The sequence below is a fragment of the Paraburkholderia phenoliruptrix genome, assembly GCF_902859825.1.
GTDB lineage: Bacteria > Pseudomonadota > Gammaproteobacteria > Burkholderiales > Burkholderiaceae > Paraburkholderia > Paraburkholderia phenoliruptrix.
This window is the reverse complement of sequence record NZ_CADIKB010000006.1, coordinates 180303-203647: the sequence shown is the minus strand read 5'-3', so window position 1 is coordinate 203647 and position 23345 is coordinate 180303. Positions and strand designations below refer to the sequence as shown.

Below are 23345 nucleotides of genomic sequence, written 5' to 3'. Positions count from 1 at the left end.
GTTGCCTTATTGCTTGACATGGGCAATTTGATTTCATAAATTCGTTTCCATTCTGTCGCCATGCAGTTCGTGGCGGCACACGGCAACGTTGCCGTGCTACACATGGAAGGCTATGCAGCCCCCTAACTTGCGTTTCCAACGCTGGTCAGGGGGCTTTTTGTTTTGGGAGACGAAAACAGCAATGTCGCACTACGACCTGGCAAAGCCCGGCTCAGAGGAACTCGTCATCGCGTGCGTGCAGATGGAGCCGCACATCGGCGCCAAACGCGCCAACGTGGCGCGCCTGATCCGGCATGTGGAAACCGCCGCGAGCCAAGGCGCATCGCTCGTCGTGTTGCCCGAACTGGCCACGACAGGCTATGTGTTCGCGGATCGCGAGGAGGCTTTCTCGCTGGCCGAAGGACTGCCCGATGGCGAGACGTCGGAACTTTTCGCCGACACCGCGCAGCGCCTCGGCGTTCATATTGTGACGGGAATCGCCGAACGTGCCGGCAAGCGGCTTTATAACTCGGCGCTCATCAGCGGCCCTTCCGGTCATATCGGCATCTATCGCAAGCTGCATCTGTGGAATAACGAAAACCGCTTCTTCGAGCCGGGCGATCGCGGCGTGCCGGTGTTCGGCACCCCGCTCGGACGCATTGCGATTGCCATCTGCTATGACGGCTGGTTTCCCGAGACCTACCGGCTGGCGGCGATGCAAGGCGCGGACATTGTCTGCGTGCCGACCAACTGGGTGCCGATGCCCTCGCAGCCCGAGGACCGCTCCGCGATGGCAGCCACACTCACGATGGCGGCCGCGCACAGCAACGGCATGGCAATCGCCTGCGCGAACCGCATCGGCACCGAGCGCGGGCAGCGCTTTATCGGTCAAAGCCTGATTGTGGGCGGCGACGGCTGGCCGCTCGCCGGTCCCGCGAGCATCGACCGCGAAGAGGTGCTGTACGCGACGATCGACGTGAAGCGCACGCGCGCCGGGCGCACGCTCAACGCTTTCAATCACGTGCTGCGCGATCGCCGGGCCGACGTGTACGACCCCATGCTCGGCGCGCGCTGGCCTTCCTTTCAGACCTGAGCGTCACCGGATGCTTAGTACTCCACCCTACTCACAACCACTGCGAAGGACATCATGAGACCGTACGCTAAACTCTTCCTCGTTGCCGCCGTCGCGGCACTCGCCGGTGCCGGCACCTGCGCGAGCGCGTTCGCCGCCGAGCCGATCCGGATCGGCGTTGCAGTCGGGCTCTCGGGCGCGAACAGCGTGGTGGCACCGGCCGTGGTGCAGGCTTCGCAACTGGCCGTCGACGAAATCAACGCGTCCGGCGGCATTCTCGGCCGCCAGGTGCAGCTGGAGATTACCGACGACGCATCCGGTGCAGTCGGCGCGCAAAAAGCGTACGACACGCTCGTGTTCCAGAAGAACGTCGACGCGATCATCTCGATGGAAACGAGCGCCGCGCGCAATGCCGCGCTGCCCATCGTCGCCCGCGGCAAGAAGCCGTTTATCTACACATCGTTCTACGAAGGACGCTCGTGCAATCCGTGGATGTACGTGAACGGCTGGGTGCCGGAGCAGCAGGTCGCGCCGGTGGTTGATTACTTCGTGAAGGCAAAGGGCGCGAAGACCTTCTATCTGGTCGGCAACGATTACGCGTTCGGCCGCGGCATGCTGCAGTTCACGCGCAAGTACATCGAGGCGCACGGTGGCAAGGTAGTCGGCGAAGAATACCTTCCGACCGACGGCACCGACTGGACGCCGATTCTCTCGAAGATCCGCGCGGCGCACCCCGACGCGCTGATCAGCGCCACGGCGGGCGGCGCGCCCAACGTCGCGCTCGCGAAGCAGTTGAAAGGCTCGGGCCTGACGCTGCCCTACGGCAATCTCGCCATCGACGAAGGGACGGCGAAGAGCATGGGCGACGTCGCGACCGGCATTTATATGTCGGGCTCCTATCTAACGAGTATCGATACCTCCGCAAACAAGAAGTTTCTCGCGGCGATGGACAAGCGCTTCGGCAAGGACGTGAAGACGCCGAACGAACTGTCCGAGCCGCAGTACGAAGCGTTTTTTCTCTACAAGGCCGCCGTCGAAAAAGCGGGCTCGACCGATCCCGGCAAGGTCATCAAGGCGCTCGATCAGGTATCGTTCAATGGTCCGCGCGGTCAGATCGAGATGGTCAAGAGCCGGCATACGCCGCTCGCCATGCGTCTCGGCCAGATCCAGTCGGACGGCTCGGTGAAGATTCTGCAGACTTTCCCGGACGTCGATCCGGGCGCGCAGTGCCCGAACATCAAGTAGGCGCTACCGGCAATACGGCATCCGCCTGAGCGCGAGCCTCGCCGCGCGTTGCCCTGCGTTTTCGCGGATGCGACTGGAGACAACCATGGTTCTCGCATTAGACATTCTGACCACCACGGCCGTGCTGTTCATCGTCACAGCGGGCCTGATGGTGATTTTCGGCGTCATGAAGATCGTCAATTTCGCCCACGGCGCATTGCTGACGATGGGCGCGTACGCGAGCTTCGTCGTCACGCAATTGAAACTCAACCCGTGGTTCGGTCTGCCGCTCGCAATCGTGGTCGGCACCGTGGTCGGCATGGCGGTCGAACTGATCATCGTCCGGCCGCTGTATAAACGCCCGCTCGACGCGATTCTCGCCACATGGGGACTCGGCATCGTGATCGGACAACTCATCGTCATGACGTTCGGCCGCGAAGTGCAGTTCGTCGAGACGCCGTTAAAGGGCGTGGTGTCGATTGCAGGCACCGACTATTCCGCGTACCGCCTGTTGCTGATCCCGGTTGCGCTCGGCCTTTGCGCCATCATGACTGCGCTCTTGACCGGCACCCGCTTCGGCGTCAAGACGCGCGCGGTCATCATGAACGAGGACCTTGCGCGCGGGCTCGGCATTCATTCGGGACGTATCCGCTTCATCACCTTCAGCCTCGGTGCGGCCTTCGGTTCGCTCGCCGGCGTGCTGATCACGCCGCTATCGAGCGTTGACCCGGACATGGGCCTGCCATGGCTCGTCAGCGCCTTCATGCTGGTGATGGTGTCCGGCCATTCGATGCTGAGCCTGCTCGTCACCTGCTTCGTCTTCGGCGCGTGCCAGGTGCTCGTCAGCACCTTCGTGAGCCCGGTGCTCGGCGGGCTGACCATTGCCGTGCTGGCCGCGCTCACGTTGCGTATCCGCCCGCGGGGGTTTTCTCATGGCTAAAGTCAATGCGTCGCTGGACCATGCCGGGCGCGATCCGTCGGCCGCCGGCGAGCATCCCGGCCGCGCGCAAAAGCCGTTGCGCGGTCTTGCTGCGATCGGCATGCTGGGCGTTCTGTTGATCGCAGCAGGCCCCTTCGTCTTCGGCACCTACCTGCTGAACGTGCTGATCCAGGCGTTCTTTTTCTCGATCGTCGCGGTGACGGTCGATATCCTCTGGGGCTACACCGGCTATCTGACGTTCGGCCAATCTGCCTTCTTCGGACTCGGCGCCTATGCGGCCGGCCTCGTCTTCACGCACGGCGGCTTCTCGACGGCATATGTGCTGCTGGCGTTCGCGGCCACGCTCGCCGTGACGGCAGGCGTCGCCGCCCTGCTCGGCTGGCTGTCGTTCTACCGCGGCGCTTCGCCGTTCTTCGCGACCGTCATGTCGCTCGTGCTGCCCATCGTGCTCAGCCAGTTACTGCTCTCAGGTGGAGAATGGACAGGGTCGAGTTCAGGGCTTACCGGCTATCAGACCTTCGATCTTTCGCTCGAGGCGTGGTACTGGATAGCAGGCGCCGCGCTCGCCGTCGTCGTGGGACTCGCCTGGATCTTCGTGCGCAGCGACGGCGGCCGCGTGCTCGCGGCGATTCGCGACAACGAATCGCGCTGCCTGTATCTCGGCATCAACACCTCGCTCGTGAAGATCGTGCTGCTGGTCGCCACTGCGGCGGTGGCGGGACTCGCGGGTTTTGGGTACGGCTCGTTCAGCGGCGTTGTCGCGCCGGAATTGACCGGCTTCGTGCTCGGCACGCAATTGATCATCTGGGTGGCGCTCGGCGGGCGCGGCACGTTGTGGGGCCCGGTGATCGGCGCGTTGCTGATCAACGTGGGCACCTCGTATTTGAGCGGCATCATGCCCTTCGCCTGGCAGCTGATTCTGGGTGCCGCGTTCGTGGCGGTGATCGTGCTGTTGCCGCAAGGACTCGTGCCGCTGCTGCTCAAGCCGCTGCGCCATCTCGCGGCCGAGACGGGCGAACCGGCACTCGTCGAGCGGCCGGTGCGCGACGGTGATGAGCAGAGTGCGTCCGCGCCCGCGCTGCAGATGAGCGGCGTGGCGCGTCATTTCGGCAGTCTGAAGGTGTTGCAAGGCATCGATCTCGATGCGCAGGCGGGCGAGCTCGTCGGTCTCATCGGCCCGAACGGCGCAGGCAAGACGACGCTGATGCGCTGCATGAGCGACGGCGCGGAGCGCTCGGCCGGCACGGTCATGCTGTGCGGCAACGACATCCGGCAACTGCCGCCAGACCGTTGCGTGCGCTTTGGTCTTGGCCGCAAGTTCCAGAACGCCAACATCTTCGAAACGCTGACGGTTGCGCAATGCCTGCGCATTGCGAGTACGCTGATCGAGCGGCCCTCGCTCGTGCGGCGCTCACGCACCCTCGCGTTGCCGCCGTATGCGCTGGAGGTAATTCGCGCAACCCACCTGGAACGCAAGCTCGGCGCCGTGGCGAAAGATCTCTCGCATGGCGAACAACAGGCTCTGGAACTCGCGATGGTGCTCGCGCTCGAACCGCGCATCGTGCTGCTCGACGAGCCGACCGCGGGTCTCACGAAAACAGAGCGCACGCAGATCGGCGACGTGCTCGCGGCGCTGGCTCACCGGTATAAGCTGTGCTGTCTGCTCGTCGAGCACGACCTCGACTTCGTCGCGGGCATCGCCACGCGCATTGTCGTGCTGCATCAGGGGCGCATTGTGATGCAAGGGAATTTCGACGAGGTAGTCAACTCGGAACTCGTCAGAACCATTTATGCCGGCACCGCGCAAAACGATGCGGCCGTCGGCACGGCGACACAACGGGAGGCCTCGTGAGCCAGATCGCGTTGAACCTGAAGGACGTGACAAGCGGATACAAGGCGTCCGTCGTGCTCCGCAAGCTCTCGTTCAGCGTCGCGAACGGCGAAGCCGTCGCATTGCTCGGCAAAAACGGCATGGGCAAGACCACGCTGCTGAAAACGATCATGGGTTATCTGCCCAAGCAAAGCGGCGCGGTTTATGTGCACGGGCAGGACATGACGCGCCTGCCGCCGCATCGCATTGCGCGGGCCGGTATTGCTTATGCGCCGCAGGAGCACGCGTTGTTTCAGGACCTCAGCATCCGCGACAATCTGCGGCTCGGGCTCGCGAACGTTTCGGTGTTCGACGAGCGCTTTGCCGAGATCGAGCCGATTTTCCCCGTGTTCGCCACGCGCCTGCGCCAGTACGCCGGCACGCTGTCGGGCGGCGAGCAGAAGATGCTGCTGGTCGCGCGCGCGCTGATGATGCGCCCGTCCATCATTCTGCTCGACGAAATCACCGAGGGCTTGCAACCGTCCGTGATCGACCGGCTGGCGGAGGCCCTGTTGTGGGAACGCAGCCGTCACGGCACCACGCTCCTGCTAATCGAGCAGAACGTGCCGTTCGCGCTGAAGGTTGCCGACCGGTACGCGGTGCTCAAGCAAGGCGAAATCATCGACGAGGGCGACGCGAAAGAACAAGCGGCGGCCGAATCGATCTACGAACATCTGCGCGTCTGACTTCCATGACCATTGCACCATCGTTCTACCGACCGCTTTCCGCGCACGCGCTGCTGGAACGCACGGCGCGCGAGCCGCAGCAACGCGGCCGCCTCGTGCTCGAAGCGCTCGCGCGCATCGACGAAATCGACACCGAAGTGCGCGCGATGACCGCCGTGGCCTCCCGCGAAACTGCGCTCGCCAACGCGCTCGCGGCCACGGGCCCGCTTGCGGGCCTGCCGGTTGCCGTCAAGGACATCTTCGACACCAGCGAACTGGTGACGTCGTATGGCTCGCCGATCTACGAAGGCCATCAGCCGAAATCCGATGCGGCCATCGTGACTTTGCTGGAACGCAGCGGCGCGGTCGTCGTCGGCAAAACGGTGACGAGCGAGTTCGCCTACATGGCGCCGACCGTCACGCGCAATCCATGCGATCCGGGCCGCACGGCGGGCGGCTCGTCGTCCGGCTCGGCCGCCGCGGTCGCGGCCGGCATGGCGCCGTTTGCGGTCGGCTCGCAGACCGGCGGCTCGACGATCCGCCCTGCTTCGTTTTGCGGCGTCGCGGGTTTCAAGCCGACCATCGGCATGCTGCCGACCGTCGGCATGAAGTGCTTCTCGTGGTCGTTCGACACGGTTGGCCTCTTTGCCGCCGGCGTGCGCGACGTGGCTTATCTCGCGCAGGTTCTGAGCGGACGTCCGCTGGCGGTCAAAGACAACGCCGAGCCGCCCGTGTTCGGCGTGCCGGAGCATTACCCGTGGACCGAGCCGTCGGCGAACGCGAGCCATGTGCTGGAGACGGCGATACGCGCCGTGGAGCGCGCGGGCGGCCGCGTGCGGCCCGTTCGCTTCGACTCGTGGATGACCGACCTGATTGCCGCCCACGACACGATTCAGAGCTATGAAGCATGGCAGGCGCTCGGCTTCGAGTACGATCGTCATCGCGTGCAACTGTCGCCGATGCTGTTTGCGTTTCTCGCGCGCGCATCGAACGTGGATGTTGCCGCGTATACGAGCGCGTATGCGACGATGACTCGCGCGAAAGGCAAGCTCGGCGAGCTCTTCGACGGCATCACCGCGCTCCTCACGCCGAGCGCGCCCGACGAGGCCCCCAACGGACTTGCCTCGACCGGCGACCCCGCGTTCAATCGCAACTGGACGTTGCTCGGCTGTCCGTGCGTGAATGTGCCGGGCCTGAGGGGCGCCCGCGGTGCGCCTATCGGCGTCCAGGCGATCGGCCGGCCGTGGGACGACGCACGCTGCCTCGACGCCGCCGCGTTTGTGGAGCAGGCGGTCGCGGCAACCGTGCCTGGCCAACCGCTTGCCGCATCATAAAGCGCAGCGAGGAGAACACTGAATGGAGACGAACTCAAAACAGCCCGCGAAACCGCTGCCCGCCGACTCGGGTTGGCGCATTGGCGTGCTGTTCTCGCGCACGGGCGTCACCGCCGCCACCGAGTCCGAACATTTTTTCGGCACCGTGCTCGCCATCGAGGAGATCAATGCGGCAGGCGGCGTCGACGGCCGGCTGCTGGACCCGGTCGTATACGATCCGAAAAGCGATCCCGACGAATACCGCAGGCTCGCCTCGCGCATGCTGCAGGAAGACGAGGTCACGGTTATTTTCGGCTGCTCCACGTCGTCGAGCCGCAAGGCCGTGCTGCCCGTCATTGAACGTTATAACGCGCTGCTGTGGTATTGCTCGATCTACGAAGGATTCGAGTACTCGCCGAACGTGATCTACACGGGCGCAGTGCCGAATCAGAACAGCATGCAGCTCGCTGCTTACCTGCTGCGCAATCATGGCCGGCGTTTTTTTCTGGTTGGCGCCGACTACATTTATCCGCGAGAATCGAACCGGATCATGCGCGATATGGTCGAGCAGCACGGCGGCGAAATCGTCGAAGAAGTCTATTTGCCGAGCGACGCGGAGCCCGCCGCACTGCAGGAGGTCGTCGAGCAGATCCGCGCCGTCGAGCCCGACGTGGTATTTTCCACGTTGATCGGCCGGGGCGCGCGGGCGTTCTACAAGCTCTATCGCGAGCACGGCATCGATCCTGCACGCATCCCGATTGCAAGCTTGACGATGACCGAGGGCGAAACGCGGATGATCGGTCCTGAACTCTGCGGCAACCACATCATTTCGGCGAGCTACGTGAATACGCTGAAGCTGCCTGGCAACCAGCGCTTTCTGAAGTCATGGCGCGCGCGCTTTGGCGAACAGCCCGCGAGCATGTGGTCCGAGATGGCCTACAACCAGGTGCATCTGTTCGCGCTCGCGCTGGCGCGCACGCGCAGCCTCGACACCGCGAAACTCGTCGATGCGGTCTACGAAGTCGAATTCGACTCGCCCGAAGGCCTGCTGAAAATCGACCGCGCAAACAACCACGCCATTCTCACGCCGCGCATTGCGGTGTGCCGGCCGGACGGCGCGTTCGACATCGTCTGGGAAGGCCGTCATCCGGTCAAACCGGATCCTTATCTGACCTCATACGGATTCGCCGAATTCTGGCTCGACGGAGAGCCGGTATGAGCGCGGGGGCCCGCCGCATTTTCGACGATCTGCGCACGCTGCGCGTCGTCGTCATTCATCCGCCGGGCGACGACCGCAGCGTGCTCGAAGAGCAGTTGCGGCGCATAGGCTGCCCGGTTCGCGCGGTGTGGCCGCTGCCTGCGCATCTGCCGACGGATGCGGACGTGATCTTTTTCCTCGTGGGCCCCGAAATCCGCAACGCGGGCAACTGGAGCGCCGCCGACACGCAAGCCACCCTGATCGCGCTCTCCGACTACGAAAATCCAACGGCATTGAAAATGCTGCTGGATACGCAGGCGCATGGCGTCATCACGAAGCCGTATCGCTCCACCGGCGTGCTCAGCACGCTCGTGCTTGCGCGCGCGTCGTCCGGCTATCAGCAGCGGCTGCACGCGAAAATCGGCAAGCTCGAAGAAGCCATCAAGGCGCGCCGTCACATCGAGCGCGCCATGCGTATTCTGATCGACGCGCATCGGCTGAGCGAGAACGAAGCATACGAACACATGCGTTCTCGCGCGACCGAGTTGCGTGTGACCGTCGGCGAGATCGCGACGATCGTGATCGACGCTCACGAAGGCATGGAAAAGCTCGGGCTCGGCAAGCGCTCGAGGCCCTAGCGGGTCGAAGAAGCGGCATAAGCCCCCTGCACGCGGTGCACAGGTGCACGCCGTGCACGCGGTGCCGCGCGCCGCGGCGGCCCGCCGCTTCGCTCCGGCGGCGCCAACTTCCGAACTGCGCAGTACGCGCGCAATGCCCGCTGCTACAGTGGGTCCGACTTCGCCTCCTCAACCGATCTCGTCCTTTACCGCCCGAGCGAGACCACCATGATCGATGCCGCCGAACTCAAACGTCTGGACCAGCTCATTCATCAGCTCGGCACGGGCGGTGCCGGCACGGGCAGCGCCAACGACGAGAACATCGCGCGCGAGATCGAGCAGATTCTCGCCGACCTCTTCAGCGAAGGCGGTTCGTCGGGTTCCGGCATGCCGGCGATGCCTTCCCTGCCCCCCATGCCTTCGTCAGCGGGCCGCGTCGCGCCCGCCAGCTACAGGAGCCCGTCGCAAACGGGCGGCGTGCCGGCCGGCGACGGCTCAGGGCAAGTCGGCTCCGCGAGCACACCTCACGCCAGAAAGACCGCGCAGTACTTCATGACGAACCTGCAACGCGACTTCGGCCTGACCCGAAACCAGGCCGCGGGCATCGTCGCGAACCTGTGGCACGAAAGCGGCGGCATGAACCCGGGCATCAACCAGGGCGGCGCGATCGGCGCGCCGAACTCGAACATGCAATCCGGCTACGGCATCGCGCAATGGACCGGCTCGCGCAAGCAGGACTACCTGGACTATTGCTCGGCGAATCGTCTCGATCCGTCGAGCGAACAGGCCAATTACGGCTTCCTCAAACACGAATTGCAGACGACGCAGGCAGGCGCCATCGACGCCGTCAGGAACACTGAGTCGGCGCAGGACGCCACGGTCGTGTTCTGCAACACGTTCGAGCGCCCGGGCGACCCACAGATGTCGAGCCGCCTCGCCGATCTGCAATACATACTGACCGCGTGACCCGTCGCGGCACGCGAGTCGCCGCGGCCCAACCCAGCCGCGGCTGAGGCTGAGGCGCAGCGTGCTCAGCGCTCGAGCGTCTCTGAAGGCGCCTCGTGAAACTGCTTGCGATAGCCGCTCACGAGCGTCGAACGATTCTGCACGCCCCACTTGTTGGCTGTGAACAGCACCGAGCGCTCGCCGTTAAAGGAATCGTCGAGCAGGTCCGCGCGAATGCGCTCCATACGCAGCCGGCGGATCAGCTCGGTCGGCGAAAGCCCGAGCGAATGCTTGAACGCGCTTTGCAACGCGCGCTCCGTGACGCCGACTTCAGCGGCCACTTCGCGCACGGAAAGATCACGCCTGTCGAGGTTTTCCTGCAGATAGCGATACGCGCGCCGGTAGCGCGCGGGCAGGCGCGCGGTCACATCGTCGAGTTGCGGTGCCTGGCGCGCGGCCTTGCCCGTGTACGACACCAACACTTGCGAATCGTCGCGCAGACACTGCGTGGCAATCAGCGCGTAGCGGCCGAAAAACAGCATGCCTTCGCGGCTGCGCCCGAGCGCCTGATGCGTTTTGGCCACCGCGTACAGATATTCGAGCTGCCGATGCCCGGTCGACGCCGCATGGTCGACCCGATGCAGCGGCTCCAGCAGCATCTCGGCCAGCTGCGGCGCATCGGACGCGAGCGCGGCCAGCACGACTTCGAGGCGTGTGCTGCGCAGGTAATCGCCGAAGCCGCGCTGCTGCGCCCAGTTCAGATGCGCGGTGATGCCCTCGAGCGCCGCGCGTTCGCCGCGGGCCAGCGCGCGCAGCTGCCGCAAGTAGTCGACGCGCTGGCGCAGCAGCGGCGTGCAGACGTTCAGCGCCTCCACTTCGTGCAGATCGGCTTCATCGCTTGCCGACGCCATCGGGCGGAATCCGCCGGCTGCGCCCACACCGCGCAGCGCGTGATCGCCGAGACCCGACTGCCAGTACGCGTGATCGCTCAGCAGCGTGGCGCTGCGCAATTCGCGCTGCACGGCAACGTCGAAACGCAAGGTGGCGACGAGTTCGCGCCAGTGACCCAGCGACGGCTCCGTAGCCGCGGCGGCCAATTCGTCGAGCGCGTCGCTCGAATCGCGCGAGCGGCCCAGTTCGTGCAAGGTGCCCACGATGCCGAGGCGGGCCTCGATCTGCTGCGCCGCCTCGATCTCCGGCTCCTCGGCGAGCCGCGCGAAGCACGACAGCGCCGTGGCGAGCCGGTGACGAAACAGCGCCTGCCAGCCGGCGTTGCGGCACGACGCCGCGCGGATCGCCTGGCGCGGCGAGCGGATCGCCTTCTGTGCGCGGCGGTACTGTTCTTCGGCCTCGTCGCAGATGCCGAGCGTCATCTGCATGTCGGCATGCAGGCGCAGCAGTTCGGGCGCCGCTGCGGCCCCGCGCGCGATATCCGACCAGCGGCTCGCCTGGGCACCCGCCGGTTGCAGGTCGCCGTCGCGTATCTTGTTGAGAAAACCGTCCGGCAAATCGTGCACGGACAACGACGCCGCCAGCGGAAAGTAAAGCGTCAGAAACATAGTGCGACTCCTCGTTGATGCGCGCGCGGCTCGGCCACCGGCACGCACGCCTGCTGCAAACCGATCGTTGCGTATGCCACCATCGTTCGCATTCCCTAATCTAGGCAGATATGCGGCGCACATTTTCAACAAATCTGAGCGTTCCGGCCGATTTGAGAACTGTTGAGATTCACGATGCGCGGCATACGTCGACGCGCGCCGCAAGTGCTCTTTCGCGTAGCACGGGAACGCCCGCTTGCGCGACGGCCGTGCGCTAGCCCCTATTGCCGAACCATGCAACTCGCAATAAGCTGACGAATCCATTTGATCCGCCCCACGCGGTACCGCCCGGACGAAGTGGGCTTGCCGAATCCGCTGGAGACCCAGGATGCCGTCATTACGACCGAACGAAACAGTCATGGCGTTCAGTCGCTACACGCTGTCCCAGGAGCCGCCCCGGCTTGTCGCCGACGGCCTCGAGGTCGAACTGGGCGCGCGGGCGCTCGAGTTGCTGATCGCGCTCGTCGAGGCGCGCGGCAGGCCGGTTGCGCAAGCCGAACTGGGCCGCCGCGGCTGGCCGGAGCTGAACGTCGACGTCAATACGGTCCAGGCGCAAATTTCGGCGCTCCGACGCGCGCTCGGCGACGAACGCGATCTCATCGTCACCGTGCCGGGCTTCGGTTATCGCTTCGCCGCCGAGGTCGAGACGAATGGCTTCGCGCAGCAGGCTCCGGCGGCGGCGTCCGCTGCGCCAATGCCGAGCGCGCCGCCCGTCGCGACGGCGCCGCCACCCGCTTTGGCGGTGAGCGCTTCGCGCATGCCCCAGCAACTCACACCGTTCATCGGCCGGCATGCCGAGCTTTCCGAAGTGCTCGGCCTGATCTCGATCACGCGGCTCATCACGCTCGTCGGTGCGACCGGCACCGGCAAGGCGCGGCTCGCACACGAAGCGGCGCGGCGCCTCGCCGCGCGGTTTCGCGACGGCGTGCTGCCGGTCGCGCTATCCGCGCTGACGCCCGGCGACGGTTACGCCGATGCCTTCGCGCTCGCATTGAAGCTGCCGGCGGATCCGGCACGCAGTCCGCTCGACCGTTTGCTGGACGGCGTGCGCACGCGCGACGTGCTGCTCGTGATCGATTGCAACGAGTGCAACAGCGGCGCGCTGGCGGCGCAGACCATCGGCGCATTGCTCGCGGCCGGACCGAACGTACGCGCCATCGTGACCGCCGGCGCGCCGCTCGGCTTGCGCAATGAAGAAGTGGTGACGCTCGGTCCGCTGCGCACGCCCGAACAGACCCACGTGAACGCCATCCTCGCACCGGAGTACGACGCGTTGCGGCTGCTGTTCGCACGGCTCGCCACGCTGTCTGCGCGCCGCGACCGACAGCGTCTGCCGTCCGCTGCGGCGCCGCGCACACCGGCCGGCAGTGCGATCCTCGCTGCGCTGGACGGCGGCGCGATGCCGCAAGCCGCCATCGACGCCGCTGTGCTCATCACGCAACTGCTCGCCGGCGTGCCGCTCGCGCTCGAACTTGCTGCCGCGACGATCGACCACAACCTGCGTAGCGGCGAGCCGCTCGACGCCGCCATGGCCCGCTATGCGCATAGCCTGGAAAGTATCATCGGACCGCGCATCGAGACGTCGGGCGTCCCGCATTCGCGCTCGGCGCCCATCACGCTCGCCTTCGACCTGCATTTCGCGCGGCTTGATCGGCGCGCACGACTGCACCTGCTGCGGCTCGCCATGTTCGCAGGCGAATTCCCGCGCTGCGCCGCCATCGGCTTGCTCACCGCATGCGAGGCGCCCACAGCGGCCAGTGCTGTGAGGTCGGGCGAAACGCCTCACGAAACCCTTCACGACACCTCCAATGCAATGCGCGATGCGATTCACGGCGACGCGCTCGCCGACGCCTCGCTCGACGCGTTGACCGACGCCGGTCTCGTCGAGGAAGTGGACAGCAGCGGGCAGTGGATGCTGCAGATCAGGCGCCCGGTCCGCCATCTCGCGCGCGACATGCTGCGCGACGCCGGCGAATACGACCGTACCGCGCTCGCGCTTGCGTCCGGCCTGCCCGTGCGCCTGAACGCGCATCGCAAGCGCGGCGAACGCGCGCATATCGACGCGCTCGACGTGAGCGATCTCGACGACTTGCGGGCGGCGCTCGAATGGAGCACCCAATGCGAGCGGTTCGAAACGGCGATTTCGCTGCTCGAATGCTCGGCGTGGCTGTGGACGCGCCTTTCGCTCGAACGTGAATATCTGCAGCGCAGCCGCGACGTGCTCGCCGGCGTACAGGCCACCGCCACGCCACGACGCCGCGACGAGATGCGGCTTCACGCCGTCCTGGCGAGCGCGCTGCCCCTCGCGCAAGCGCCTGTCGCGCAAGCCATTGCCGCGTGGGAGACGGTCTACGAACTGGCCAACGCCTGTGCGGACAGCGCCTTCCGCGAGCGTGCGCTGGCCGCTCTGATCGTGTGCTGCAGCGAGGCGGGCGATACGCGTCGCGCGGCGGAACTGCAGGCTCGCTACGACCGCATCGCACGAACCGGCAATGCGCGCAACGGCGGCGCGCCCGGCTGACGGCGCGTGGGTCATGGGCTGCCTGGCGCGGCGCAGGGGCAGCGAATGGGTTGCGCGCCGCGTCACGTGTATTCGCTGCCCAACGCTTCGGCGATGCGCGCGGCGATGGAATCTCCGCCGATGCTGAGAAACTTCGCGACGATCGCGAGCGCCGTGGGGTCGCCGCCCTGCAGTACCGCAGCCGCGCAACGCCGCCAGTCGCGATCCGCGAGCATGTACAAACACCAGCTCTGCAATGCCGTGACGACGGGCGAACCATAGCCCTGCTCGTCGATCTGCCGCAATAGACGCAGCGCATCGATCCAGCGCCGCGAATTGACCAGGAGCCTGACCTCGCAGATGTCGACGACCGCAGGGTTCGGATGAAGCCTGCGCAAGACGAGCAGCAGTTCCTCCAGATCGGCGTGCGCGCCGAGCCGCAATCCCACGGAAAAAATCGTCAGCAGCACACCCAGCACCGCGAAACTGCATTGATCGTTTTTCATTGCACGTACCAGGGCGAACGAATGGCCGAAGGCGACCTCCTGCATTCTCGGACGCGCGGCGCTTTGACATCGCATGCATACGAAGCACGGAGCGCGATCGCGAAGCATGCGCTTCACCCGCAGTTCGCTCCCATGCGCGATCGTTCCTGCGCTGGGCGTCGGCGGCTATGTCCGCACCCTGCGGATTTCGCGCGCGCACACTGCGCTTCGCATCCGCTCGCGCACGCCGATGCGCTTCCCATAGTCTGTGTGTGTTGAAGTCGGCGCGATCTGGCGACCTCATCAGTCTTCGTTTTCTGCATGAACCCACCTTGTGAGAGGAACCATGACCACGAATAACGTGAATTCCGCGTACTTCCAGAGCCCGACGTTCCAGTACCCCGGCGCACAGTCGTCTGGCGGCGCGAGTCAGGCACAGATCGACGCCGATATCCAGCAGTTGCTGAACGACCTCGGCCTGTCCGGCGGACAGTATCCGGGCGGCAGCCAGAATACGGGCGGCGGGCAGTTCCCGGGCTCGACCGGTCAGTATCCCGGCATGCCCTCGAACGGCAATCCGCCGCTGCGCTCGATCAAGCTGTCCACCCGCTCCGGCGGCGAGGTGAGCCTGCTGGAAGATCCGTCGGGCAACCTGTACGACAAGACCGGCAAATCGGTCGGCACCGTGGGCGCGGACGGCAGCGTGAGCTTTACCGCCGACGGCAAGAAGGAAGTCAACGAGCTCATGACGAACGGCCGCTCGCCTTTCGACCTGATCATGAGCGGCAACCTCGTCGAAGGCGAGAAGCAGAGCGACGGCACCTACAAGTTCGCGGCCGATCAGGTCAACATCGGCGCGGGCGACCTGAACCTCGGCACCCCGGCGAACGGCCACGTCCAACCGCTGACGGTTGAGCAACCGGTGCAGTTGCCGGGCAACTTCGGTCTTACCGTCTGACGAGCCGCCGACCGGTGCACACGTATTCAGCGATGACCTGCTCGATGCCGGAGCCGGAGTCCTTCAGCGTGCTGCCGTCCATCATCGGCACGGGTTCGACCGACCCCTACCCGCTCTATGAATGGTTGCGCGCGCACCGGCCGCTGTGCCGCGACGCGAGCGGTGTGTGGCTCGCGTCGTCGCATGCGCTCGTCACACGCATACTCGACGACGCCCGTTTTTCGGCGCGGCCGCCGCCCGGCGCCGTGCCGCTCGACGATCCGCTCGGCTACACGAACATGGTCGTGTTTCAGACCGGCGAAGCGCACGAACGGCTGCGGCGCTTTCTCGCGCCGCTCTTTTCGCGCAAGGCGCTATTGTCGCTGCAAGCGTTTATCGACGATGAAGTCGCGCGTCTCATCGATCAATGCGAAAGACTGCCGCGCTTCGATCTCGTCGCTCACATCGCGAGCGTGTTGCCGGTGCGTACCATCTGCCGTCTGCTCGGTTTTCCCGACGAGCATGGCGCGAATTATCTGCAGGCGTCGGCGGGCGCGTGGCAACTGATCAGCGGCGCGCCGATGTCCGCGGAAGAACGCGCGCTCGCAGCCGTGCAAACCGAAACGTTCATCGCGCAGGTCGAATCGTTCATGCTTGCCCTCGAGCCGGACGTCGTGCCCGATCATGCGGCCGCGCGCTTTCTGCGGCTCGAACAGGAAGGCGGCATTGGCCGGCGCGACATGCTCGTCAACGTTTTATTCCTGTTCATCGCGGGATACGGCACCACGTTGCTGTCGATCGGCAACAGCATCGCGGCACTGCTGCGCGCGCCGCGCGCCTGGCAGGCATTGAAGGACGACGGCTCGCTCGTGCCGCAAGCCGTGCGCGAGCTGTATCGCTACGACGCCGCCGTGCAGTCCGTATTCCGCTATGCATGGGACGACGTCGAGATCGACGGCTGCCGGATTCGTCGCGGCGAGCGCGTGATGCCGCTCATCGGAGCTGCGAATCGCGACCCCGCGGCGTTCGCTGCGGCCGATGAAATCCGCTTCGAGCGCGAAGCCGGACGTTCACTGACCTTCGGCGCGGGTCCGCACAGCTGCATGGGTCTCGCGCTCGCGCGGATGCAGCTGGAGTCGCTGTTGAGCGCGCTCATGCGGCGCATGCCCGGGCTACGGCTTGCGCCTCGCGAGCAGCCGCGCCAGCAGCACGGCTCGTTTCATGGCTACGACCGGCTGATGGTCGAGCATTAGGCGGGTTGCGGATTGCTCGCCCGTCATTCGGACAGGAACGTCACATCGCTCCGGTTGCCGGTATAGGTGTCGTACGACACCACCTGCGGGCCGCTGCCGCCTTGCGTATTGTTCGAACCGATCAGCGTGATGCGGCCGTTTTCATTGCTCGCGACGATCTCGACGTGCTCATCGTCGCCGACAATGCAGATATCGCCCGGCTTCGCCTCGCCGCGGCTCACGGTGCGCCAGCCGTCGCCCTTCAGTTCGCTGTGCAGCGTCGAAACGAGATTCGTGTGCTGCGACTCCGAAATCTTTCCCGACTTCACGAGACACGCGGACGCGAAGTTCGCGCAGCACACCGTCGTGTCGACGCCCTTGTCCATCGGCACGCCCTGGTCCGCCATGATGCTGGCCGCGGACTTGTGCAACTGCGTCTGCGCGACGCCCGCCGCATTGCCCGAGCCCGCCGGCCGCACGTTCGGGTCGCCCCGCTCCACGGCGCCGCCGGAATCGGCGGAGCCCGCGCCCGACGAACGGCGGTAACTGGCCTGCGTGACGCCGCCGCTGCCGGGAAGCGACGGCATGGAAGGCATCGGCATGCCTGACGATTCCTGCGACGGACTGGTGATGCTCAGCAGGAACTGCAAAAACAGTTCTTCGAGCGCGTTGTCCCCCATGCCGCCCGGCGAATTCCAGTTCGCACCCGCGCCGCCGCCGAAGTTGCCGAAGTTGCCGCCCGAGCTTGCCCACGCGTTCGGCTGCGCAATGATCGATCGCGTGAAGAGCGACGAAGAATCGGCCGCGCCCGTATATCCGCCAGCCGGATAGGACAGCGTGGAGAATGCGCTATACGTCATGACGACTCCTTGTTAGCGAGGCAACGCCGCCCGCGCCGGACCGCGCGATCATCGCAGCGCGGCGGCGGGCAGGCTTGAATGTAAAAGGAGCACGGCGCCATCGTTGCATGCAGTGCGCAGCGATGGGCGAAAAAGCGAAGCATGGGTCGACACCCGCCGGGCAAGTCGCGGTACACACTGCACGCCCATCGCCCATCGCCCATCGCCCATCGCCATGCGACGGTTGTGCGTGAGCCGGGTCGTCCGCGAGACGTCGTAACGCGGCGATTCTGCGCAAATCCGTCCGCCGCTTCGCAGCGCGGGGGCGCGCATGTCGCGCTTCATGTCTACTGGCGCCATTGCGTTGCGCCGAGACCGCCGTGCCGAAACCTTCGTTTGCCGCCCTCTGTTCCGTGCTCCCCGTCATGACTCCTGCTGCCGCGGTGCGCACAGCCGTCGCGCTTGCGCTCGCGAGCCTCGTCGCCGCCTGCGCCGACCCTTCGCCCGGTGCGATGCAACTGAAGGTCGCACAACAGCAGAAGCTCGTTCCGCCGGCCAACGAGACCTTGCCGCTGTCGCTGCGCGCCGGCTCGCAGGAAGTCCTGCAGGACGTCCTGAGCGCAGTCGGCGACGAAGTGTGGAACTGCCGCAGAAACGGCAACGCGCTTCTATGGGTCTCGACGGGCGCGGAAGCCACGCTCGTCGACCAGGCTCGCCAGAGCGTCGGCACGGTCATGCCGAACCGCATGTTCAGCGGGTACGACGGCAGCTATGTGATCGGACGCGTCACCGCCGACGAAACCGTCACACCGGGCGCGCTGCCGTGGCAACGCGTGACCGCGCGCTTGAACGCGGGCGAGCGTGCGGGCGAAGGCCGCTTCGCACGAACCACATCGGTGCAGCGCGTGCTCACGTCGGGCGGCGTGCCGCCTGACCTGGCTTGCGACCAGGAAGGCGTGTCGCTGTTCGTGCCGTATTCGGCGACCTATCTGTTCTATCGCGCGAGCGACCCGGCGGCGGTCGTGCCCGCGCCCGAGCCGCCGTTGAACGCGGCATCGGCCGCGCAATAGCGTCGCTGCCCGGCCCGCACCGTGCGCAACCGGCGGGTCCGCTGCGCGCGAGACGGCCTTCTGCCTGCCGCGCGCCACGCCGCCGCATGCTTCGGAGAACCCGATGAACTTCCGTCTTACCGCGCTCACGTGGCTTTTGCCGGGACGCGACAGCGCCGCCACCGCCGCGAGTTCACCGCATGCCGGCGAGGCGCCGCAGCCGGAACCGGTGCCCGTCGCCCATCAGGAAACACCGCTTGGCGGCCTCGCCCGTCTGTCGGACCGTGTGCGGCACAACCCCCTCACGCGGATCTTTCGCGCGTCGAACACCACGGTCACTGTGCTCGAATCGACGCTGAGCGCGGCCGGCAGCGTCGCGAATCCGGCCGGCGATCCGCGCTTTCCGCGTCCGCTGCAGCGCAGGCCGCAGCCGCAACAGGCGCCGCTCCGAAGCGAGGACGCGGCGATCGGCGCACAGGGCGCGAAGCTCGCCCACGCCTCGATTGAACGCACCGCCGCCTTCATCGCCGAGGGCAGCGCTGCGCGCGGATCGCTGCCCATGCCGAAGTTCATGAATCCCCGCGCGATTCGCGGCACGCTGCGGCGCCTGCGGAACCGCGAGGCGAACGCCGCCGCCCGCGAATGGGGACAAACGCTCGATGACCACTTCATGCAGCCCGTGATCGCGGTGAACCGGCTCTTTCCGATTCCAGCCGACGCAAGCCGCGAGGCGGCGGACGCGCGGCAGGCTGCCATCAATCGCCTGCTCGACGGTCTCACGCTGCGCCGCCCGCGGCCCGCGCGCGCCGACGCGTCGTTGCCGCCGGCCGTCGAGCGCCTGCCGCAGGCCTGCGTGGTGCCGCTCGCGCAGGCGCTCGCCGAGGCGAGCGACGGCGATCCGATACTCGCCGCGCGGATTCTCGACCGATTGCAGCAGCCGTTCGACATCGCCGGCGACGCGGCGCATGCCGCGCCGGACGAGCTCGAACGCCGCGCGTGGCGTTGCGCGCAAGACCTCGCGCATGCGCGTTGCGCCGCGCTCGAAGGCTTGCTGCGTCTGCAGTTCGGCGACGGCGCGCGGCATGCCGAGCGCGGCAATGGCGCTGCGGCGCGGCTCGTCGTCTATCTGCAGGCCGGCCGCAAACTACGCTCGATCGACGCCGACCTCGGCGCCACACCCGCGGATCTGAACCACGAGTCGACCTATCGCCCCTTTGCCGACGATCCGTATGGCCGGCATGCGATGCTCGCGCTCGATGCCGCGCGGCGTCTGCCGCCCGACGCCGCCGACGCGCACGACACCGGCGCGTGCGAGATCGAGGCGATTACGGCCTACCGGTTGTGGCAGCTGGGCTTCGACGAAAGCGGCCCGGGCTCGGATCTCGCCCGCGCGTCGCAATTGCTGTTCGACGGCGGCACCACGTGGGTGGCGCGAGGCGCCGAACGGCAGGCGCGCAAGGACCGGGCGCTGGGTCCGATCGACGGTGCGCCGCCGGCCCAGCGCTTCGCGCATGCAAGAGCGCGCATCGGACTGGCCGTGCACGACATGCCGCGAGCGTTCGGCAAGAACCGCTCGCCGATCGGCGTTTCCAGTCTGCTCGGCGCCGACACGCCGTTCTTCGACACCACGCGTGGACGGTACGACACTGCGCTGATCGCAGCGCGCGACGCGCTGCTCGACTACAGCCACGCGCAGTTGCCCGCCGCCGCGACGCCCGGCCGGATGCTCACGCATGCGTTGAACGCGGAGCGCCTGCAGGCGTGGAGCGCGGCGCGCCCCGACGTCCCCGCTGACGCGCCGCTGCGCGAGCTGCAAAAGCGCCGGCCTGAATCGTTCGAAATCGGCCGGCGCGCCGCGCGCCGCATGTGGGATGCGGCACGCGCACGCGTCGCCGCCTTGCGCGGACAAGGCGATGAACGGATGGAGCGCACTGTCGGGCGCACGCTGCGGATGTTCGACGACCGCGAGCGCCGCCGTCGTTTCATCGACGACATGACCGAGGGCGGTTTCACGCTCGCGGCGCTCGAGAGCTGGTTCAATGCGAGCGGAATGGCCGCCGCCGACGCCGCCCGCGCAGAGCCGACCGCGCGCCATCTGCAGGCGGCGCACGATCTGCTCGCGAACCCGGGCATCGCGCCGCTCGACAGGATCACGACGCGCAACCTGCGCGAACAGCACCTTGCGCTGATGGCGCAGAACGTGCCGGGCACGGGCTTTACGTCGTACGACGGCAACGCGCTCGGTATCGATGCAAGCGCGTGGGCCAATCTTCCCGCGAAGCTGCTGGTGTCGGCGGGACCGATCGTCACGGTGCTGGGCGGGCGCGATTCGCTGTATTCGATCGGCACGGCTTACGAGGGCGGCCAGATGATCTTCGGCACGCGCAGCCGCGTGAACGGCGCGCTGGGCGCGCAAGGCTTCGTCGGCGCGGCGTTGGAGGTGGGCGGTGTCGCGGTGATGGCCGGCGGTTGGGCGTCGTCGAGCGTGGGAGGCTATCTGGCGCGCGAGCAGTCGGTCGTGCTGCGCGCGCGGCGGCTCGCGCCCACGCCCGCCACCGCCGCGCTCGAAGCCGAACTGTGGCACAAGGACAGCCGGCAAATGGTCAACGCCTATTGGGACGCCGCCGAGCAGGCGCACACGCCCGAAGAATTCATGCAGATTCTCGCGGCGGGCATTGCGGACAACGATCGCATTTCGCTGTCGTCGCAAAACAATAACGCGACCTCCATCACGGCGACGCCGCTGACCGTCGGCGGCGTTGCGCGCGCGAACGTGCCCGGCGCGAGTTCGTCCGAGCGCGTCGGCGGGTATGCGGGCGTCAGCTCGGGCGTCACGCTGTACTCCGCCGCGGATCTCAAGGACAGCGGCGCGCTCGCCAGCACGATCGGCGCGACGGCCGTGCAGGGCTCGTTGACGGCGAGCGTGGGCGCGCAGTTCGCACCGCGTGCGTTTGCGCTCGGCGACGGCACGGGCGAGATCGGATCGGTGAGTCCCGGCGCGAAAACGCTCGGCGGCGCAGCGGTGGAGCTCACGCCGTTCGGGCGTTCGTCATTCGTCTTCGCGATGCGCGACAACCGCGGCTTCGTCGCCGAATACACAATGCAGGACCGCATGTTCCGCAACGCCGACGACTGGGCCCGCTCGGTCCGCGCGAACCCCGCGTGGGCACACGGCATTGGTGCCGAGCGGCTGCAACAGGTGATCGAGCAGACGCAGCAGGAATCGTCCGGCGAGTTTTCGTTCGGCGAACGCTGGGCGATCCGCGAAGAACGCGTGCCGCGTCTGAACCAGTATCTGACGCTCTCCAATCAGCTAAGAGCGCGTCTCGCGGATGCCTCGGCGCACACATTGAGCCGCGCGGAGCGCGCGCTGATCGAAGCAAAGCTGCGCACGCTCGAACGGAAAATGCAGGCCGCGTTTGAAGATCCGTCAGCCTGGCGGCCGCTCGGTCTCTTCGGTCTGCGTGAGGTCTCGCGCAGCAGCTCGCAAGGCTGGAAGTACGGCGTGCGCGCTTCGCACGAGCAAAGCCGCACCGGCAAGAGCCTGACGTTCTGGACGCCGGTGTCCGGGCCGCAGGCCGAATCTCCCGCAGAAGGCGGTGCAGGCGCCGGCGGCATGCCGGCCTCGGCTGCCGGTCCGGCAGCGCATCTTGCGAGCGCCGGCGAGCCCGCCAGCGCCGCGGGGCCTGCCGCGCCCGGCGGCGGAGTGTGAGCGCGGGCCGCTGCCTGCCTCGGCGGCTTACTGATGCGGCCGCCATGACCCGCAGACGCGAGCTATGAGGCGTGCTCTGCCGTCGACACGCGCTCCGTGCCGCTTTGCGCTTCGTGCGCAATGAGCCGCTCCATGATGCGGCGCGCGTGGACCGCGCCTGCGTCGATCGGCAGCATCACCGGTCGCAACGACCAGAAATCGCGCTCGCCCATCATGCGTTGCTGCGCTTCGAGCATGGGAATGTCTTCATCGCGAAACGGCGCGAGAAGACTCTGCGCCGTGCGGCTGACGAGTTCCGCGCCGTGCTCGCCCATGGCGCGCGGCAGACCGAACGCAAAGAAATAATGCGAGCTCATCGCCGTTTCGGGCGTAAGCCAATGCGCCGACTTCGCTTCGCGTGCTGTCTCGGGCAAGCCGCTTTCGCTAATGCGCACGACGATGGTCAGAAGGCCCGGCGGCATCCAGTGCACGTCGAGCTCGCGGTCGGCGCGTTCGCCGTACAGCAGGTTGAAGCTCTGGGTGAGCATGGGCCGCAAATATTCGCCCTTCATCTCGCGACGCACCGACACGGTGTCGCCCGCGACCGTCGCGCGTACCACGCCGCTCGCCATCTGTTCGCTGCCGAGCGTCTCGGGGTGCAGGTATTGAAAGTGGCTCAGATCGAGAAGATTGTCGGCGCTTAGCTGGTAATTCGCGCGCGTGTGCAGATAGCGCCCGGTCGTGAAGTTCTCGCGTGGATCGAGATAGTCGAAACCTGGCAGCGGCGTGTGCGCCGCACGCTCGGGATCGCCCGGCCAGAACCAGACCGCGCCGTAACGTTCGCGCACCGGATAATGGCGCGCCTGGGCCCGCGCGGGCGGGCTGGCCGTGCCGTTGCCGTTTCTGTTTCCATGCGGATTGAAGACACAACGGCCATCGGCGCCAAACCTCAGACCGTGATAGGGACATTCGAGCGCGCCGTCGACAAGACGTCCGCGCGACAGCGGCGCAAAGCGATGCGGGCAGCGGTCCGCGAGCGCGACGGCCTGTCCGCCGGCCGTGCGGTAAAACACGACTGGGTCGTCAAGCAAGGTGCGGGCAAGCGGCGCATTCGCTGTGACCTCACTGGATAGCGCGGCGACATACCAGGTATTGAGCAGATACGGCACGGCGACACTCCAGTCAGAAAGC

At 66.6% G+C, this 23345-nt stretch carries 18 protein-coding genes; 14 read left to right on the top strand and 4 right to left on the bottom strand.

Features of this window, described 5'->3' with window-relative positions; all coding sequences use genetic code 11:
• The first annotated feature begins 181 nt into the window (after window positions 1-181).
• From HV711_RS09825 to HV711_RS09785, 9 genes are all read left to right on the top strand, one after another.
• Entirely contained in the window at window positions 182-1072 is an 891-nt protein-coding gene (locus HV711_RS09825) for a nitrilase family protein (protein ID WP_035483643.1), read from the top strand.
• 54 nt (window positions 1073-1126) lie between these two features.
• The gene (locus tag HV711_RS09820) at window positions 1127-2296 is read left to right on the top strand and encodes a substrate-binding protein (RefSeq protein WP_035483641.1); all 1170 of its coding nucleotides are present in this window, start codon (window positions 1127-1129) and stop codon (window positions 2294-2296) included.
• Window positions 2297-2381: 85 nt separating this feature from the next.
• Complete coding sequence (locus HV711_RS09815; protein ID WP_013592470.1) at window positions 2382-3215, top strand: branched-chain amino acid ABC transporter permease; 834 nt, start codon at window positions 2382-2384, stop codon at window positions 3213-3215.
• Complete coding sequence (locus HV711_RS09810; RefSeq protein WP_013592471.1) at window positions 3208-5067, top strand: ABC transporter permease subunit; 1860 nt, start codon at window positions 3208-3210, stop codon at window positions 5065-5067. Before HV711_RS09815 ends, HV711_RS09810 begins: the two co-directional genes overlap by 8 nt.
• Window positions 5064-5771 carry a branched-chain amino acid ABC transporter ATP-binding protein gene (locus HV711_RS09805; RefSeq protein ID WP_014973499.1) on the top strand — a complete coding sequence of 236 codons (708 nt, stop codon included), beginning with the start codon at window positions 5064-5066 and terminating at the stop codon, window positions 5769-5771. The genes HV711_RS09810 and HV711_RS09805 overlap by 4 nt, the downstream gene beginning before the upstream one ends.
• Window positions 5772-5776: 5 nt before the next feature.
• Window positions 5777-7084 carry an amidase gene (locus HV711_RS09800; protein WP_035483640.1) on the top strand — a complete coding sequence of 436 codons (1308 nt, stop codon included), beginning with the start codon at window positions 5777-5779 and terminating at the stop codon, window positions 7082-7084.
• A 22-nt stretch (window positions 7085-7106) separates the two neighbouring features.
• Complete coding sequence (locus HV711_RS09795) at window positions 7107-8282, top strand: transporter substrate-binding domain-containing protein (protein ID WP_035483639.1); 1176 nt, start codon at window positions 7107-7109, stop codon at window positions 8280-8282.
• On the top strand, window positions 8279-8899 hold the full coding sequence (locus HV711_RS09790; protein WP_013592475.1) for an ANTAR domain-containing response regulator: 621 nt from the start codon (window positions 8279-8281) through the stop codon (window positions 8897-8899). The genes HV711_RS09795 and HV711_RS09790 overlap by 4 nt, the downstream gene beginning before the upstream one ends.
• A gap of 207 nt (window positions 8900-9106) precedes the next feature.
• A complete protein-coding gene (locus tag HV711_RS09785) occupies window positions 9107-9844 on the top strand; it encodes a phage tail tip lysozyme (RefSeq protein ID WP_028359988.1) in 738 nt (245 codons plus the stop codon).
• A gap of 65 nt (window positions 9845-9909) precedes the next feature.
• Here HV711_RS09785 and HV711_RS09780 read toward each other — a convergent pair whose 3' ends face one another.
• Complete coding sequence (locus tag HV711_RS09780; protein WP_028359987.1) at window positions 9910-11382, bottom strand: helix-turn-helix transcriptional regulator; 1473 nt, start codon at window positions 11380-11382, stop codon at window positions 9910-9912.
• A 397-nt stretch (window positions 11383-11779) separates the two neighbouring features.
• On the opposite strand from HV711_RS09780, the gene HV711_RS09775 reads away from it, so the two are divergent.
• Window positions 11780-13942, top strand: coding sequence for a winged helix-turn-helix domain-containing protein (locus HV711_RS09775; protein WP_244142674.1), 2163 nt, complete (start codon window positions 11780-11782; stop codon window positions 13940-13942).
• 62 nt (window positions 13943-14004) lie between these two features.
• Here HV711_RS09775 and HV711_RS09770 read toward each other — a convergent pair whose 3' ends face one another.
• Entirely contained in the window at window positions 14005-14427 is a 423-nt protein-coding gene (locus HV711_RS09770) for an HrpB1 family type III secretion system apparatus protein (RefSeq protein ID WP_028359985.1), read from the bottom strand.
• Between the two features lie 325 nt (window positions 14428-14752).
• Here HV711_RS09770 and HV711_RS09765 point away from each other — a divergent pair, with 325 nt between their 5' ends.
• Window positions 14753-15364 carry a hypothetical protein gene (locus tag HV711_RS09765; RefSeq protein WP_014973506.1) on the top strand — a complete coding sequence of 204 codons (612 nt, stop codon included), beginning with the start codon at window positions 14753-14755 and terminating at the stop codon, window positions 15362-15364.
• Window positions 15365-15378: 14 nt separating this feature from the next.
• Window positions 15379-16596 (top strand): cytochrome P450, encoded by a 1218-nt coding sequence (locus tag HV711_RS09760; RefSeq protein ID WP_244142673.1) that lies wholly within the window; start codon window positions 15379-15381, stop codon window positions 16594-16596.
• Between the two features lie 23 nt (window positions 16597-16619).
• Here the strand turns inward: HV711_RS09760 and HV711_RS09755 are convergent, their stop codons facing one another.
• Window positions 16620-17435 (bottom strand): hypothetical protein, encoded by an 816-nt coding sequence (locus HV711_RS09755; RefSeq protein WP_035483633.1) that lies wholly within the window; start codon window positions 17433-17435, stop codon window positions 16620-16622.
• 404 nt (window positions 17436-17839) lie between these two features.
• On the opposite strand from HV711_RS09755, the gene HV711_RS09750 reads away from it, so the two are divergent.
• Together HV711_RS09750 and HV711_RS09745 are read left to right on the top strand one after the other, a co-directional pair.
• Window positions 17840-18484 (top strand): DUF3455 domain-containing protein, encoded by a 645-nt coding sequence (locus HV711_RS09750; protein WP_035483670.1) that lies wholly within the window; start codon window positions 17840-17842, stop codon window positions 18482-18484.
• A 103-nt stretch (window positions 18485-18587) separates the two neighbouring features.
• Window positions 18588-22175, top strand: coding sequence for a hypothetical protein (locus tag HV711_RS09745; protein ID WP_175145070.1), 3588 nt, complete (start codon window positions 18588-18590; stop codon window positions 22173-22175).
• 62 nt (window positions 22176-22237) lie between these two features.
• Here the strand turns inward: HV711_RS09745 and HV711_RS09740 are convergent, their stop codons facing one another.
• A complete protein-coding gene (locus tag HV711_RS09740) occupies window positions 22238-23323 on the bottom strand; it encodes an aromatic ring-hydroxylating dioxygenase subunit alpha (protein ID WP_035484461.1) in 1086 nt (361 codons plus the stop codon).
• Between the last annotated feature and the right edge of the window lie 22 nt (window positions 23324-23345).